This is a genomic window from Mesorhizobium sp. C264A, from assembly GCF_040324515.1.
Lineage (GTDB): Bacteria > Pseudomonadota > Alphaproteobacteria > Rhizobiales > Rhizobiaceae > Mesorhizobium.
The window spans coordinates 76,745-91,835 of sequence record NZ_JAMYVY010000001.1; the positions used below are offsets into that span (position 1 = coordinate 76,745).

Below are 15,091 nucleotides of genomic sequence, written 5' to 3' on the forward strand. Positions count from 1 at the left end.
CTCGTTGCCCGCTACTTCAGGCCGCCGCCGGCTTCGTGACGGGTGGCCAGCTATGGGTCTCCGCCTTGCGTCGTGAGGCCCAGGCATAAAGCGCATCGTAAATGACGAAGCCGTGCTTCAGGATCTCGTGGTCGTCGGGCGTCACGTCCCGCAGCCCCATGGAGATCGCGAGCAGTCCTGCAGACTGTGGCGTGAGATCGTGCCGATCCGTGTCGGCGCCGCGCACGATCGCGGCAATGGTCACGATCGCCGGGTCGCGATCGAGGCCGAATTTCGAGACGAAGGTGTCGAAGCTGCAACCGTCGCCGACATGGGTGAATTCGACGCCGGGCACGTCGTAGGGTGTCGCGCCCGCTTCCTGGGCAACACGGATCACCTGATCAGGTGCCGCGAACAGGAAATCAGGTTCGTTGTCGATGAAGCGTGCAATCAGCCAGGGGCAGGCGATGCGGTCGATGACCGGGCGTTCACGGGTAACCCATTTCATGACGCAATCCTTTCTTCGCTCATCACCAGAGGGACGGTTGGCGCGCCGATGGCGTGCCAGGCGGCGATGCCGCCTGAGAGCGCCGTTGCATCGACGCCGCGGCGACGCAGTTCGGCGACTGCGTCGCCGCTGACCTGGAAGCCGTACACGCAATAGACGATGACAGGCCTGTCCCTCGGCAGTTCATCGGCCCAATCGGCAATGGTCTCGGGAGCGCGGAGCTTGGCGCCCGGCAGCATATCGCTGCGTTTTGCCAGATCGTCGGCCAGGCAGACGTCGAGCACGACCAGATCTTCGCCCTGGTCGAGTCGGGCCCGCAGTTCCTCTGGCGCAACAGTTGGAACCTTATTGTCCGATGCAGGTCCTGTTGAAGGATCGCGCTGCGCGACAGCCCGCCGGTGGCGGGCGGCAACCCGCTCCCAATGGATGTTCTTCATGAACGCGTCGACATAGGCGCCAGCCTTGGCGCCAAAATCGAGGTGGTAGGCATGTTCGTACATGTCGAGCGCGAGGATCGGCATGCCGCCGGCGAGACAATTGGTGTGATCCGCCGCCCATTGAATCGTCAGCCGATCGCGGCGCTCCGACCAGGTCAGCAGCGTCCATCCCGAGCCTCCGGCCTGCGCCTTAGCACAAGCCATGAACTTGGCGCGCCATGCCGCCACGCTGCCGAAGTCGCGCTCCAGTGCTGCGGCAAGATCGCCTCCGGCATCGCCGGAACCACCGAGCCCATCGAAATAGATCTCGTGCAGGATCGCCGAATTTGCCGCGACCAGCTCTTCGCGCTTCAACCCGTTGATGTCGAAGACGGGTGCTGCGCCCCAGTCGAGTTCATCGAGCCGCTGTTCGATAGCGTTGAGGCGGCGAACCGCACCGCCGTAATTGTTTTCATAATGGCTGGCCAGCAGGCGTTCGGACAGTCCGACGAGCCTGGGCGGCTTGAACGGCAGCGGCATGATCTGGTGCGGCATTGGATTTCCTCGCTCGGCGGCACGGCCCATCCGTGAGCAGGCGCACGTTATGCCCAAACGAGAAATGATACAAGTGTTGCATCTTGCTCAGGTGTTTGATACGGGTCACTTATGGGCGAGAGGGAATCGATCCCAGCTGCGCCGGGTATTCCACCAAGGACGAGGAGCGAACCATCTGCGGCTGAACCGCAGTCCTCAGGGGCGGCACGCCTTGGGTGGTTGCCACCACCGATGTCGCTTCCGAAAGGCCCGCCGTCACCTCGACGCGACCGTTCTCGGTGACACCAGCCTTGATGGCGAGGCGTGTGATGCGATTGTCCGTGACTGTGTACACGAAGGTGCCGTCGCCATTACTTCCGGGGCCTCCATTCCTGCCGGACGACGTTCGAGGGGCGCCACATGAGCTTTCTTTCTTCGCCCGGAAGTGCGCTGGGGCGCTTCGACAACCGACGATGAGCTTCGCCCGCATTGAAGTATGGTGTCTCTGCGGATCTTGGCCATTTAGTATGGTTTGCGCATGAGCCATGATACAAGTGTTGCATCTAATTCAGTCCATGATACGGTTCACTTATGAGTGAGGGGCAATCGCAGGAGCAGCGCTGGCTGCTCCTGATTTATCAGCTGCCAAGCAAGCCCGCCTATTTCCGGGTGAAGATCTGGCGACGGTTGCAAGGCATCGGCGCGGTCGCAGTCAAAAGCACCGTTTACGCCCTGCCGGCCAATGCCGAGATGCAGGAGGATTTCGAATGGCTTCTGAAGGAGATCGTCGCCGGCGGCGGCGAGGCCATGATTTGCGAGGCGCGCCTTGTCGACGGTCTGTCGGACGCGCAGGTGCGGGCGATGTTCGACGCGGCCCGTGATGCCGACTATGCGGAGATCGCTGGGGAAGCGCGCGAGCTGGCTGCAGCGATTGGGGCCGACGCGACATCGGAAAAACACGCAGAAGCGCGTCCGCAACTTGGTCGCTTGCGCAAGCGGCTCACTGAAGTGGTGATGATCGACTTTTTTGGTGCCAGCGGTCGCCTCACGATCGAGGGACTGATCGCCGAACTTGAAACACAGCTTACAGAGGACAAGGCCATGACCAAGGAACCGAAGAAGGCCGCCGAGCCGAGCGAGCTCAAGGGCCGAATCTGGGTCACGCGCCGGGACGTGCATGTCGACCGCATCGCCTGCAGTTGGCTGATCCGCCGGTTCATCGATGCTGACGCGATCATCCGCTTCGTAGCGGGCAAGGGATACGTGCCAAAGGAGGGGGAATTGCGCTTCGACATGTTCGAAGGCGAAATCACCCATGAGGGCGATCGCTGCAGCTTCGAAGTTCTGCTTACCCGCGCCGGCATCAATGATCCGGCACTCCAGGCCATCGCCGAGATCGTCCATGACATCGACCTCAAGGACAACAAGTTCGGTCGCGAGGAGGCGACTGGGATTGCCAGTCTGATTGCAGGCATCGCCATGGCGAACGAGAGCGACGAACAGCGGATCGCGCAGGGCGCTCCTGTCTTCGACAACCTCTATCAGTATTTCCGCAAGAAACGCGGATGACCGCAGGGACTCAAACTATGGCCAATCTGGAGCAGTCCGTCACGACGCCGCCATCTCTGGCCGAAACCCACGACCATGACATTTCGTTTGCGGACGCCATGCGAGTATGGGCCCGCGTTGCAATGCTCAGCTTCGGCGGCCCGGCCGGCCAGATCGCCATGATGCATCGGATCGTCGTTGAGGAAAAGCGCTGGATCGGCGAGACGAGATTCCTGCATGCGCTCAACTACTGCACGCTGCTGCCAGGTCCGGAGGCGCAGCAATTGGCCATCTATATTGGCTGGCTCATGCACAAGACCAAAGGCGGCCTCGTCGCGGGAATCCTGTTCGTGCTGCCAGGCGCGGTCGCCATCATGGTCCTGAGCTGGATCTACGCCATCTTCGGCAACGTTGGCGCTATCCAGGCGCTCTTCTTCGGCCTGAAGGCGGCGGTTCTGGCCATCGTGCTCGAAGCGGTCCTGCGGATCGGCAGGAGGGCGCTCAGGAACAATGTGATGGTCGGCCTCGCTGCGGCAGCCTTCATCGCCCTGTTCTTCTTCCATGCACCGTTCCCGCTGGTCATCCTGGTTGCGGCCGTGATCGGCTACGTCGGGGGCAAGATGGGTTGGGCCGCATTCCAGCCAGGCAATGGACATGGCAAGCTTGGTGGCAAGCAGGTCGATGATGTCGACTCGGCGCTTGGCGAAGGGATGCCGGCGCATGCCCGGCCATCCATCGAATGGTCGCTGAAGATTGCGGCGGTGTTTCTGCTGCTATGGTTCGTTCCGGTCCTTTTCTTGTTGCTGTTTCTTGGGCAAGGCAATGTCTTCACCGACATCGCCATCTTCTTTTCCAAGATGGCGGTGGTGACGTTCGGCGGGGCCTATGCGGTGCTTGCCTATGTCGCCCAGCAAGGAGTCGAGCACTATGGCTGGCTGAAGCCTGGAGAAATGCTGGATGGCCTCGGCATGGCCGAAACGACGCCGGGTCCGCTGATCATGGTCACTCAATTCGTTGGTTTCATGGGAGCATTCCGGGAGCCGGGGGTTCTTAACGCGTTGGTCGCTGGAACGCTCGGCGGCCTTCTGACGACGTGGGTGACCTTCGTCCCGTGCTTCCTGTGGATATTTCTCGGCGCGCCGTACATAGAGACGATGCGCAGCAACAAGGCCCTGTCAGCCGCACTGTCGACCATCACGGCAGCGGTGGTTGGAGTGATCCTGAACCTCGCGGTGTGGTTCGCGCTTCATGTCCTGTTTCGCGATTTGCATGAGATCGGCTTGCTGGGCATGAGGCTCGACGTGCCAGTCCTCGGTTCCCTCAACATTCCGTCTCTCGTACTGACCCTCGGTGCGATGCTGGCGGTATTCCGCTTCAAGGTCGGCGTGATCCCGGTGCTAGCGGCATGTTCGATCCTGGGCGTGCTTTTCGGCGTCGCGGCGGGCTCGGTCTAGGGCGATCTTTCTGCTCGGATGCGAGCATCGCAGTCTATTTCGTATCGGGGCTGCCTGATGGGCGAGCAAGTAGGAGGCGAGGTATAATGGGCACGAGGCGAGTGGCTGTGGTCTGGCGCGGTGACCGGGAGGCGCGTCGCACGGCGACACCGCAGAACAACCGGTTTCATCGCGTGTTCGAGGAACTCGCTGCGATCGGTGTTCACGCCGAACCCGCCGTTTATGACGAAGAGTTTGCCGAGGAGGTTCGGACCCAGCTCCTGGCGACGGACGGCGTGCTGGTCTGGGTCGATCCCTTGCACGAGGGAAAAACCCGTGCGGTGCTCGACCCGCTGCTGCGCGACGTGGCGGCACGCGGCCCCTGGGTGAGTGCACATCCAGACGTGATCCTGAAAATGGGCGTGAAGGAAGTTCTGCACCGTACGAAGCATCTCGGATGGGGAACCGATACTTACCTCTACGGCTCCGCCGAGGCTTTTCGCGAGGCGTTTCCGGAGCGGCTTCGGACGGCCGGTCCACGGGTGCTGAAGCAGAACCGCGGCAATGGCGGCCAGGGAGTATGGAAGGTCGAGCTGATCGGTTCGCTTCCTGGCGGAGAGCCGGCGGTTCGGGTGCTGCACGCGCGACGCGGCAGTATGCCGGAAGAACTCGCACTGCCGGATTTCATGGCGCGCTGCCAGGTGTATTTGACACCCGATGGCTGCATCGTGGATCAGCCATTCCAACCGCGTTTACCCGACGGGATGATCCGCTGTTACATGGGCGCCGACAAGGTGGTCGGCTTTGGCCACCAGTTCATCAAGGCCCTAATCCCACCACCTCCTGAAGGGCCAGATTCCGAGGCTGCGCAACCAGGGCCGCGGATAATGCATCCCGCCACGGCCGAACCGTTTCAGTCGCTGCGGACCAATATGGAAACCGGGTGGACGCCGCAAATGATGGCTGTGCTAGGCGTCGATGCCAGGTCGCTGCCGATCATTTGGGATGCCGATTTTCTCTACGGACCACGGACTGTGTCAGGTGAAGACACGTATGCGCTTTGTGAGATCAACGTCAGCTCGGTCTTTGCCATCCCCGATCAAGCGCCGGCCGAAATAGCTCGACTCGTTGCCATGCGATTTTGAATCGACGAAGATTGGCGGTCCGAGTGGGGCTCTGGCCGAACGCGGTTCGGCGGTCAGTCCGATGGTCGCCGGACCCCTGCTTGCCGTTTCCGGTTTCGGCTGACCAATTCTCGTCGCCGGTGGCTTGAACACCATCTACGAAATCCTTTGCTCATGACGTTTCGCAAGATTCGGCCGCCCGAGGAACGTTAGCCTCAACCGGCGCGAGATCTGGATTTGGAAGGTCTTGCTAGGGTGACCGCCCCGGAAGAGCTGAACCCGCCATCCGCTGGAACAGGTCGTCGACCTGGGCCGGCGATAGGCTGGAGTCCTCGGCGATCCACCAGGCAAGCACCGAGAGAAAGGCTCCCGATATGAACTGGACGACGAATTCCAGCGGCACGCCCGCGTCGCCGATCCGCTTGCCAGACAGTTCGGTTCGCACTGCGCGCCGTATGCGTTCACGCAATTGATCGTGGATCGTGTCGCCGCTGCTCGCAAGTAGCGCTTTGTGAAGCGACCGGAACGCCCGCGCGTGCTCGAACATCGGCAGGCTGAATTCGAACAGGCGATTGCCTGTCTTTTCGTCTGCCGACACGCGCCTGCTCAGCGACAGCAGATGCGCCTCAAGGGCCGCGCTGCGCAATTCGTCCTTGCCGGCATAGTGCGTATAGAAGGTCGACCTGCCGACATCAGCTTTCTGGCAGATGTCTTCCACGGTGAGAGCCGCATAGCCGCACTCTGGGATCAGAGCAATCAGCGCGTCCTGCAGCATGGCGCGCGTGCGCGCGACACGACGGTCGATCGTACCCCTGTCGTCGGGCCGCTCGATTTTAATGGTCATTGCTCTTTCCACCGTGCGGTTTGGGACGTTCAGCGGTCCGTTGTCCAGCAACAGCGCTAATGGACAATCTGTCCAGTATGATACGCCGAGTCCAGAAGCTCAAGAATGCCTTGAGCACTCCGGAAACGGACGAGGAGGCAAAAGGAAATGCACCAATTTGGTCATCGGGCTGGAAACGGACAGCATTCGCGAAAGGGTGTTATTATGCTTGCTGTGCTCGTCAAACTGTCGCTGGTCGCCGGTTTTCTGCTAATGCTTCATTTCGGGGACGGCTATCTCAATGCCGGTGCTTGGACGGCTGCAGTCCACGGCCTCATCCTCGCTGCGGTCGCGGCATTCGCACTCTGGGGCGGCTTCCATCACATGCGGACTGCCGGCGCGCATGGCGCCGGCGAAAGGGGCATCGGCATCGTCCTGCATAGGGCGGTCGGCTATGACCTGCTTGCGCGCGTCCTGACTTGGGGCCGCGAGGACCGGTTCCGTGAATTCATGCTGCGTCTGGCAAGGCTCCAGCCCGGCGAGGCGATGCTCGATGTCGCCTGCGGTACGGGCACGCTTGCCATAGCCGCGAGACGGTTGGTCGGAGCGGTCGGACGCGTCACGGGCGTCGACGCATCGGTCGAAATGGTCGAGAGGGCGCGCGTCAAGGCTACGCGAGCCGGCGTTGATCTTACCTTCGTCCAGGCGACGGCCCAGGAACTTCCCTTCGAGGATGGCCAATTCGACATCGTGATCGGTACGCTCATGCTGCATCACCTGCCGAAACCCGACCGATCGACCTTCTTCCGTGAAGCGGAGCGGGTTCTGAAGCCGGGAGGCCGACTGCTGCTGATCGACTTCGGAAGGCCGCTGCACGAATCCAGATTGCCGAGGCTCCATCGGCACGGGCATATCGACATGAATGCGGTCGGAACTCTACTGGTCGAGACAGGCTTCAGGGTCGACGATACCGGCGCCGTCGGGACCATGAACCTCGATTATGTGCGCGCGACCACGGACAAGATCCTGCCTGCCTGAGCGCCGCATGCCGCGGCGACCGGACCGGGCGCGCCGCCGCCAGGAAGACGCGCGGGCCGGTAGTCGCGGGCCGCGCTGCATTGCGTGCGTAGCCGCCGCGGCGCTATCTTGCCGATTGGCTATCCCGGCCTGCTTCGATACGCGAGTCTACCGAATGCCCAAGACCTACTTGTCCTTGACGCTTGCGGCCGCATGGTTGGCATCACCGCTTGCGCATGCCGATGGCGTCGACCGGGCGCTGGATGCCTTCCACGCGACATGCCTGGCGCACGGCCCCGACTTCGAGCGAACCGCGACATTGGCAAAGACGCGCGGATGGACGCCGCTCGTCGACGGCGCGGCACTTGCTCCTGTGGATGCCATGAAGGCGTTCCGCGGATGGCAGGTCACCGGCGACGACCTTCCGGCCGGAACGATGGTCGCGGTGACCAGGGCGACCATGGACGGCAGGTCCGTCCAGACCTGCTCGCTCAAGCTTTTCGATGTCGACCGCGCCGAGTTTGAAAAACGGTTCTTCCACCGCACCGACGCCGAAAAAATCGGCGAGGAGAGGAAGGGCAGGCAGGTTTCCCGGCTGTTCATACTGATCGCGGGCAATCGCAAGCAGCTCGTGCATTTGACGTCGCCAGCCGTTCGGGGCACAGCGAACGCCATCATAGCAAGTTCGATAGTCGATGATTGAAAAGGCTTCGCGGGCCGCGTCCCAATTTAGCCTGCTTGCGCTGCCAGATCACTCGGTTGGCGCGCAATGACGAGAAAGCGAGCGCAAATGCGACTGACCAGCACGATTTTTGGCATGGCGCTCCTGCTCGCCTCCACCGTCGCGGTCGGCGCTCATCCTCATGTCTTCGCGGAAGCCCGTTTGGACCTAACGGTTGGCGCTGACAAGTCGGTCAAGTCGCTCAAGCATCTCTGGCGGTTCGACGAGCTCTTCTCCTCGACGGTGCTGATGGAGTTCGACAAGAATTCCGACTTTACTCTCGACGCCGAAGAACTCGACGCCGCCGCCCTCACCATCCATGCCTCACTGGAAGAATACAATTATTTCCAAATGGTCACTGTGGAAGGCAAGGACGTGGCGATGACGCCGCCGGCGAGGCTGGTCACTAGCTACGAGAACAATCAACTCATCATCCAATTCGAGACGCAGCCGAAAGACACGTTGGCGCTCGCCGGCAAGGTGAGCATCGGCGTCTACGATCCGACCTTCTACACCGCGATCGATTTCACCGATGACGATAAGATCGCCGTGGCTGGCCTACCGAAAGATTGCACGAGGGCCGTCGTCCGCCCCGATCCGAATACCGCAATCGCACAGAATCAGACGAAATTGACGGATGCCTTCTTCAGCGATCCGACCGGAACCGATCTCGGCAAGATATTCGCGACACGCCTTGAATTGACGTGCAGTTGAAGCGGCGGAACGGATAGAACGTGTTTTTCCAAACCCTGGTCGAGTTTCAACGCACGATATACTTGGCGCTCGCCGAACAGATCAAATTGCTGTCAGCCGGGGGCGACTGGCTGGCGTTCACTGCCTTCCTGCCGATGGGTGTCCTGTTCGGAGCTGCGCATGCTTTGACACCCGGACACAGCAAAGCCGTGCTGGCTACCTATTTGGCCGGATCGGATGCCAGCATCCGTCGCGGCCTACTGGTGTCGCTGACACTCTCCTTCACCCATGTCACGATTGCCGTTGTGATTGCAGCCCTCTCGTTGCCATTGGTCTCGATTGCGCTGGGCAGCGTCGGCCGGGCGCCGCTTTTGGAGGATGTCAGTCGTGGCCTGCTCGGGTTAATTGGTCTGTGGATGCTTTGGCGGGCGCTCAGCCACGGTCATCACCATCAGCATGAAGGCGAGGTTGTGGGCGTCATGGCCGGCCTGATCCCATGTCCATTGACGCTCTTCGCGATGACCTTCGCGATCTCAAGAGGTGTTCCGGTCGCGGGCATACTCTTTGCAATCACCATGATGGCCGGCGTGGCACTGACGTTGTCTTGCGTGGCAGTTCTGTCGATCCTGTTTCGGGAACGGCTGGTGCATTTCTTCGACCGTCGGCCGCGCCTGTTCGATGTGATATCGCGAACTATCGAAGGTACCGCCGGCCTTATTCTTACTGGCGTGGCTGTCTGGCAAATCTCGTCGAAATGAGAAAGTTTGACCGACCGCCAAGGCCACAGCGATTCTCATAGGGATCACATTGCAATTAACGACGTCGTGCCATTAAGTGCCGGCACGCGCGGTTCGGGTTTGGGTTTAGAACATTGAGCGACCGTCAGAAGATCATTTGGATGATAGCGCTGGCGATCCTCGCCGGCATCGGGGTGATATTGCTAAATCACTGGATCAAAGGCGATCTCTACGCGGCGGGTCCATTGACTTCGACTACCCAGACGCCACATTTAGTTCGGCCGGCATGACCGGTTCTTTTTCTATCCGATTTCTGGCCCGCCGGTTCGCGCCGGCGGATTTTTTGCGGGGGTAGGATACTCAGCGCGGATTTGGCTATCTTGCCCCTGATTGTCAGAGGCGGAGCTGCGGTGATCGCTCCGCAATGATGGCCAACGGCGGTTCCACGACGGCGGCATACGCGCTTGAGAGATGAGAGTGGCTGTTTCATAAAGAGGATATCATGCCTGCGGACGATGGTAGTCTACGCGACATTCTTGGAATTCTGTTGGTTCTCCTACTCGTAGGCGCCAACGGTTTCTTTGTCGCCGCCGAATTTGCGCTGGTCGCGGTTAGACGAAGCCGCGTCGACGAATTGGCTACAGCTGGACGCTCGAACGCCAGCCTCCTTCAACGGGCTTTGGTGAATCTCGATGCGAACCTTGCAGCAACTCAGCTCGGCATCACCATCTCATCGCTGGCGCTCGGTTGGGTCGGCGAGCCTGCACTCGCTCATTTGATCGAGCCACTCCTCTTGGGAGTGATGGGGTCGCTGGCCACGGCAGCTTCGCACACCATTGCCGTCGCAATCGCCTTCATCATCATAACCGCGCTACACATTGTCCTGGGTGAACTAGCGCCGAAAAGTCTGGCGCTCCAGCGCAGCGAGAGCACGGCACTTCGGGTCGTCCGCCCTCTCGGTCTGTTCCTGCTCCTGCTCAGGCCGGCGATTCTTGTTCTCAACGGTCTCGGCAATCTGGTGCTGCGTCTGTGCGGTCTGCGTCCGGGCACAGGCGAGGAGTCCTTGCATTCGCCCGAAGAGCTGAAGCTGCTCGTGGCGGCAAGCCAGGAGGCAGGGCTCCTTCATCAGACGCAACAGGAACTGGTCGAGCGTGTCTTCAACATCGGCGATCGGCGCATTGCCGACATCATGACACCGCGACGCGATATCGACTGGATCGATACCGACGACATCCCTGACGAGATTCTGCGCACCATCCGGCAATGTCGCCATGAGCAGCTTCTGGTCGGCCGTGGGGGGATAGACGAACCGCTTGGCATGATTCTGAAGAAGGACCTTCTCGACCAGGTGCTCGACGGCAAAACGCTTGACCCGATGGCGGTCATCCGAGAACCTTTGATCGTTCACGAGGCAAGGCCGATTTTCCGTGTACTCGATCAGTTCAAGCGGACGCCGGTGCGTCTGGCGATCGTCATCGACGAATATGGCGCTCTGGAGGGGATCGTCACCCAGACCGATCTGCTCGAAGCCATCGCAGGGGACCTTCCTGACCTGGACAATGAGGACCCTGATGTCATCGAGCGCGATGACGGGTCCTTGCTCATCGACGGAATGATGCTGGCGCACGATGCGTTCGCTCGCCTAGGATTCCGATCGGGGTCTGCCGAAGGGGATTTTCACACGATCGCTGGGTTCGCCTTGTCCAGCCTTGGGCACTTGCCGGAAGCCGGTGAGCACTTTGACCACGAGGGCTGGCGCTTCGAGATCCTCGATATGGATGGAAGGCGGATCGACAAGCTGCTCGCTCGCCGTGAGCCGCCTACATCCAAGCCGGCAACCAGTTGAGACTGACCGCGCGACAGGCCGGTAAGCCGGCCGGCCTTTTGCGCGCGAATATTCCCACTTTTCGAACCCACGCTCCCACAGTAGTCCCTATCCACAAACGCCCGTCAGTTCGCCCAGGACGCGTATCCGCTGGAGTCACAGTGACTGGTGAGCGTCTTCGCGTCGCGCTATGTGATCAATGGAACCGACAGTTGAGGGTCTAAATGGACGCCAAGAGCGCCGTCTGGCTGATTATTGGGGTCCTGGTGGTGCTAGTGGTGGCCTTTCTCACCGCAATGGCATTCGGGCTGCTATGAGTCAGCCAGGCTGATCGACACTCGCCACAGGCCGTTGTGGCGCCGTGGCGGTGGCACCCCCATTACCACAGCGACTGCGCGACGGAGGGACATGTCGGTTGCGTGTCGACGAGCGACCACAGATGCGGCATGCGGCAATTTTTTGCGGCGAAGAATGATTTTTGAATCGTGTACAGAAGTCATGGCCAAGACCAATCCGAAATCCCCTGATTTTCCGCCGCCGCGCCGTTGACCCGCTTTGAGAAAGCCGAGTTCGCGAAGCTTTGCGATCCGAAAGGCCGTCGCAAATCAACTTGCGCCGACAGATGCCTCGCTGGTCTGTGATCTGGTAGCGGCGAGGTCGCGCTGATTCGCCATGCGAGCCCTGTTCAAGCGCGCTGTGGCCGATTGCAGCGACTCCGAATTTCTTTCGACGAAACGACATCTGCTGTCGATCACCAGCGGCATTGACCGGACGACGGCGGCCACGCAAATGATGGCCGCGCAATTGGGCGTCTAAGCCCGTCGCTCGCCATTTCATCGGCCGATCTTGATGCGGGGGGCAATATTGGATATTGAAGATCGCCACTTAACAAGTAGGTAATTTGCATTCAGCCAGTTGTGCTACTCCACGATAGTGCTCTTCTGTCCAAATTATCTTGGGAGGGCTTCCTTGCCGCCATGGCGGCTTTGACCATGTTCGCATTTTCGATGGATACCTTCGCACACGGCGGCGGCACCGATGCCAATGGATGCCATACCAACCACAAGACTGGCGAGTATCACTGCCACTGATATCAGGACCAAATTGCGTGATTTGGGTTCGTGCGAGTAGGCATATTCGCGGCGCCTAGATAGCAGCGTTGCTCACCATGGGGGGGCGCAGATGAGAATTCGAAGGCTGTTCCACTTGGGCACATTGATGCTTGCGGCGGCATCAGCCACGCCATGTCATGCGCAGGGGACTTTCGGAGGAAATGACTGCACCGAAGATTGTTCCGGGCATAAAGCTGGCTACGACTGGGCTGAGCAAAATCAGATTTCCAACAACAGCGACTGCAGCTCAAACAGCCAACCATTTAATGAGGGCTGCCAAACCTTCGTCGAAGACTCGTCTCGCGGTTCGAACGAAGACGATGAAGGCGAAGAGATAGACGACTGAGATACAGCGCTGATTCGGATAAGGATCCAGCCGGCGGCTTCCCGTCGTGTAGGCGCGGTCGCTTTTGGTGTGGCATCTTTCATCGGCTGCGCTCATGCCGAAGACGCGTGCGCCCCAAACTACGCGGGAGCCTGCGTTCCAATCGCCAGCGACGTCGATTGCTCCTCCGGAAAGGGCAATGGTCCGCCTATGTACGCGGCCCGGTCACTGTTGTCGGCAGGGATATCTATGATCTGGACCGCCACGGCGATGGGATCGGCTGCGAAAACGGCTAGAGCCACGCTACGGCTTGCACGGCCCTGTCCCGTTCCACTGGATGAACGCCACTTCCTTCCCGGTGACTTCCCGCACGGCTTTCAACAGCACCTCATGCAGGACGCGCGTCTGCCGGTAAGTGGTCGCTATCGGGCGATATAAACGGCTTGATGATACTTAAGTGCAGTGCCTCCGCTGCCGTCACAAAGCGCTCAATTTCAGCCTGTGATAATTGCTGCGAACCTTTCGACCTGGCCATGTCCTACCCTCGAAATCTCTGTGTGCCAGACGACCTTGCCGTCGATCTTCATCGGCTTGTGGATCATCAAGCGCTTCGGCAGATGCTCGGGGTGCACCTCCAAACCAATGGTCGAACCGGGAATTTCCACCACTCTTATCGGGAAAGTCACGCAGCGCATCACCTCGGCGTCAGACGCCCGGCGTGAATCCGACCTTCCAGCAATGCCTCACCGCGCGTCGGCGTGACCGCAGCGGGAACATTCGGCCATGCGGTGGAGGATCAGGTGTGACGCATCTATAGGAAATCGTCGGCATCTGTCGGCTTAGAAGTGCTGCCCTCAGCAATCAATTGGTCGCCTTCGGAGCCGCCCCGAACGCGATGACGATTCAGCCCAAAGATTAGGGAAATCGGACGTCCCTTCTTCACCGGTTAGGAGTAGGACCAACACCGCCCTGGCGCGTGAGGAAGGTCTGTGACCGAAATTCAGAAGCGCAGGGCGCAAGCTACAATGGCCCTGACTGGATCTTAGCCAATGTGGCGTTCCTTCCGGGTATTCTTTCCAGGCCACGCCCAAGGCGTCCTCGAATGGATTGGGTCTGACCGAAGACCGTCTTCGTTTCACTCCGTCTCGATCGTCTTCTCGCAACGTCGGCGCTGCGTTTTCTTCCCCTGTCCGCTGCGCGTCCATTCCTCACGGTCCAAGAAAGCCTCGCGTCGCCGTCTTCCACTTCGTTTCAGCCCCTTCGGGATGCAGACCGATCGTTTCCGGTCTCACGTCCACCATCGAGGCCGCGATGGGCGCGGCCCGAGAAAACACAAAGGAACATCACCATGGCTACGATCGGCACTTTCTCCCGCACCGCGAACGGCTTCTCCGGCTCGGTCAAGACCCTCAATCTCAACGTCAAGACGGTAACGTTCGCTCCGACGGATGGCGAAAATGAAAAGGGTCCCGACTTCCGCATCTTCGCTGGCGCCACCGAGTTCGGGGCGGCATGGAAGAAGACCTCGCGCGAGGGACGCGACTACCACTCGGTCAAGCTCGACGATCCCAGCTTCCCCGCTCCGATCTATGCGAGCCTGGTCGAGACCGACACCGAGGGTGAGTTCTCGCTCATCTGGTCACGCCGCGCCGCAGAGTGACCCGACAAAACACAAAGCCCCGCCGCAAGGCGGGGCTTTGCCATGTTCAGGTCCTATACAACTTGGCACGTCCGCTAGGTGCAGCGCGTTACGCTTTGGCCGGCGCCTTGCGGACCTTCTTCAGCGGCGACTTCATGGCCGCCGCAGTCGTCGCCGCTGCCGCCGCACGAGTAGCCCGTTTTGGTTTTTCCGCCGCGGCAGACGTGGGCGTCGCCGCCTTGCGCCCGAGCCCTATTGATTTCGCCAGAGCCGACCGGGTAGCCGCGTAGTTCGGCGCCACCATCGGATAGTCGGACGGCAGGTTCCATTTCTGCCGGTATTCGTCGGGGGTCAGGTTGAAGTGCTGAAGGTGCCGCTTGAGCGATTTGAATTTCCTTCCGTCTTCCAGACAGATGATGAAGTCAGGTGTCACCGATTTCTTGATCGAAACTGCCGGGTCCTGTTTTACCACAGGTTCTACCGCCGGCGTGCCGATGCCATTCAGGGCGGCATGGATGTCGCCGATGAGTTTTGGCAACTCGCCAACCGGTACTGGATTGTTCGATACATAGGCGGCGACAATGTCAGCCGTTATCGACACGGTATCCAGTTTGTTGCCTTGCTCGAGAGCAGTGGTCATATGATTTCCCTTTTTTG

At 60.3% G+C, this 15,091-nt stretch carries 18 protein-coding genes and 1 pseudogene; 12 read left to right on the forward strand and 7 right to left on the reverse strand.

The window, feature by feature from the left end:
* Nucleotides 1-16: 16 nt before the first annotated feature.
* The 3 genes from NKL04_RS00380 to NKL04_RS00390 all read right to left on the reverse strand — a co-directional run bounded on the left by NKL04_RS00380 (nucleotide 17) and on the right by NKL04_RS00390 (nucleotide 1,792).
* Nucleotides 17-487: a chromate resistance protein ChrB domain-containing protein gene (locus tag NKL04_RS00380; RefSeq protein WP_023699717.1), complete on the reverse strand. Its 471-nt coding sequence runs from the start codon at nucleotides 485-487 to the stop codon at nucleotides 17-19.
* Entirely contained in the window at nucleotides 484-1,458 is a 975-nt protein-coding gene (locus NKL04_RS00385) for a Fe-Mn family superoxide dismutase (protein ID WP_023669886.1), read from the reverse strand. The genes NKL04_RS00380 and NKL04_RS00385 overlap by 4 nt, the downstream gene beginning before the upstream one ends.
* 109 nt (nucleotides 1,459-1,567) lie before the next feature.
* On the reverse strand, nucleotides 1,568-1,792 hold the full coding sequence (locus NKL04_RS00390; protein ID WP_023814962.1) for a hypothetical protein: 225 nt from the start codon (nucleotides 1,790-1,792) through the stop codon (nucleotides 1,568-1,570).
* A 236-nt stretch (nucleotides 1,793-2,028) separates the two neighbouring features.
* Here NKL04_RS00390 and NKL04_RS00395 point away from each other — a divergent pair, with 236 nt between their 5' ends.
* The 3 genes from NKL04_RS00395 (at nucleotide 2,029) to NKL04_RS00405 (ending at nucleotide 5,563) form a co-directional block, all read left to right on the forward strand.
* On the forward strand, nucleotides 2,029-3,006 hold the full coding sequence (locus tag NKL04_RS00395; RefSeq protein WP_023669887.1) for a chromate resistance protein ChrB domain-containing protein: 978 nt from the start codon (nucleotides 2,029-2,031) through the stop codon (nucleotides 3,004-3,006).
* A gap of 17 nt (nucleotides 3,007-3,023) precedes the next feature.
* Nucleotides 3,024-4,439: a chromate efflux transporter gene (gene chrA / locus NKL04_RS00400; protein ID WP_031192963.1), complete on the forward strand. Its 1,416-nt coding sequence runs from the start codon at nucleotides 3,024-3,026 to the stop codon at nucleotides 4,437-4,439.
* 86 nt (nucleotides 4,440-4,525) lie between these two features.
* A complete protein-coding gene (locus tag NKL04_RS00405) occupies nucleotides 4,526-5,563 on the forward strand; it encodes a Cj0069 family protein (RefSeq protein WP_031202368.1) in 1,038 nt (345 codons plus the stop codon).
* A gap of 229 nt (nucleotides 5,564-5,792) precedes the next feature.
* On the opposite strand, the gene NKL04_RS00410 is transcribed toward NKL04_RS00405, so the two are convergent.
* On the reverse strand, nucleotides 5,793-6,386 hold the full coding sequence (locus NKL04_RS00410) for a TetR/AcrR family transcriptional regulator (RefSeq protein ID WP_023807249.1): 594 nt from the start codon (nucleotides 6,384-6,386) through the stop codon (nucleotides 5,793-5,795).
* Nucleotides 6,387-6,590: 204 nt separating this feature from the next.
* Between NKL04_RS00410 and NKL04_RS00415 the strand changes: the two genes are divergently transcribed.
* The 8 genes from NKL04_RS00415 to NKL04_RS00450 all read left to right on the forward strand — a co-directional run bounded on the left by NKL04_RS00415 (nucleotide 6,591) and on the right by NKL04_RS00450 (nucleotide 12,816).
* Nucleotides 6,591-7,403: a class I SAM-dependent methyltransferase gene (locus tag NKL04_RS00415; protein WP_050587014.1), complete on the forward strand. Its 813-nt coding sequence runs from the start codon at nucleotides 6,591-6,593 to the stop codon at nucleotides 7,401-7,403.
* 154 nt (nucleotides 7,404-7,557) lie between these two features.
* The gene (locus NKL04_RS00420) at nucleotides 7,558-8,085 is read left to right on the forward strand and encodes a hypothetical protein (RefSeq protein WP_023685957.1); all 528 of its coding nucleotides are present in this window, start codon (nucleotides 7,558-7,560) and stop codon (nucleotides 8,083-8,085) included.
* 87 nt (nucleotides 8,086-8,172) lie between these two features.
* Entirely contained in the window at nucleotides 8,173-8,817 is a 645-nt protein-coding gene (locus NKL04_RS00425; RefSeq protein WP_155929560.1) for a DUF1007 family protein, read from the forward strand.
* 20 nt (nucleotides 8,818-8,837) lie between these two features.
* Nucleotides 8,838-9,554, forward strand: a complete 717-nt coding sequence (locus tag NKL04_RS00430; RefSeq protein WP_023669894.1) for a HoxN/HupN/NixA family nickel/cobalt transporter — start codon at nucleotides 8,838-8,840, stop codon at nucleotides 9,552-9,554.
* A gap of 481 nt (nucleotides 9,555-10,035) precedes the next feature.
* Entirely contained in the window at nucleotides 10,036-11,379 is a 1,344-nt protein-coding gene (locus tag NKL04_RS00435) for a hemolysin family protein (protein ID WP_023699716.1), read from the forward strand.
* Between the two features lie 651 nt (nucleotides 11,380-12,030).
* Complete coding sequence (locus NKL04_RS00440; protein ID WP_023686252.1) at nucleotides 12,031-12,174, forward strand: hypothetical protein; 144 nt, start codon at nucleotides 12,031-12,033, stop codon at nucleotides 12,172-12,174.
* A gap of 191 nt (nucleotides 12,175-12,365) precedes the next feature.
* Nucleotides 12,366-12,449: a YHYH domain-containing protein gene (locus NKL04_RS00445; protein ID WP_348529716.1), complete on the forward strand. Its 84-nt coding sequence runs from the start codon at nucleotides 12,366-12,368 to the stop codon at nucleotides 12,447-12,449.
* Nucleotides 12,450-12,564: 115 nt separating this feature from the next.
* Nucleotides 12,565-12,816 (forward strand): hypothetical protein, encoded by a 252-nt coding sequence (locus NKL04_RS00450; protein WP_245261776.1) that lies wholly within the window; start codon nucleotides 12,565-12,567, stop codon nucleotides 12,814-12,816.
* A gap of 282 nt (nucleotides 12,817-13,098) precedes the next feature.
* On the opposite strand, the pseudogene NKL04_RS00455 reads toward NKL04_RS00450, so the two are convergent.
* A pseudogene (locus tag NKL04_RS00455) lies at nucleotides 13,099-13,330 on the reverse strand (hypothetical protein).
* Entirely contained in the window at nucleotides 13,290-13,481 is a 192-nt protein-coding gene (locus NKL04_RS00460) for a hypothetical protein (RefSeq protein ID WP_155929562.1), read from the reverse strand. Before NKL04_RS00460 ends, NKL04_RS00455 begins: the two are co-directional and overlap by 41 nt.
* A gap of 662 nt (nucleotides 13,482-14,143) precedes the next feature.
* On the opposite strand from NKL04_RS00460, the gene NKL04_RS00465 reads away from it, so the two are divergent.
* On the forward strand, nucleotides 14,144-14,455 hold the full coding sequence (locus NKL04_RS00465) for a DUF736 domain-containing protein (RefSeq protein WP_023669902.1): 312 nt from the start codon (nucleotides 14,144-14,146) through the stop codon (nucleotides 14,453-14,455).
* Nucleotides 14,456-14,543: 88 nt separating this feature from the next.
* Here NKL04_RS00465 and NKL04_RS00470 read toward each other — a convergent pair whose 3' ends face one another.
* Nucleotides 14,544-15,074: a Ros/MucR family transcriptional regulator gene (locus NKL04_RS00470; protein WP_023669903.1), complete on the reverse strand. Its 531-nt coding sequence runs from the start codon at nucleotides 15,072-15,074 to the stop codon at nucleotides 14,544-14,546.
* Nucleotides 15,075-15,091 lie beyond the last annotated feature (17 nt).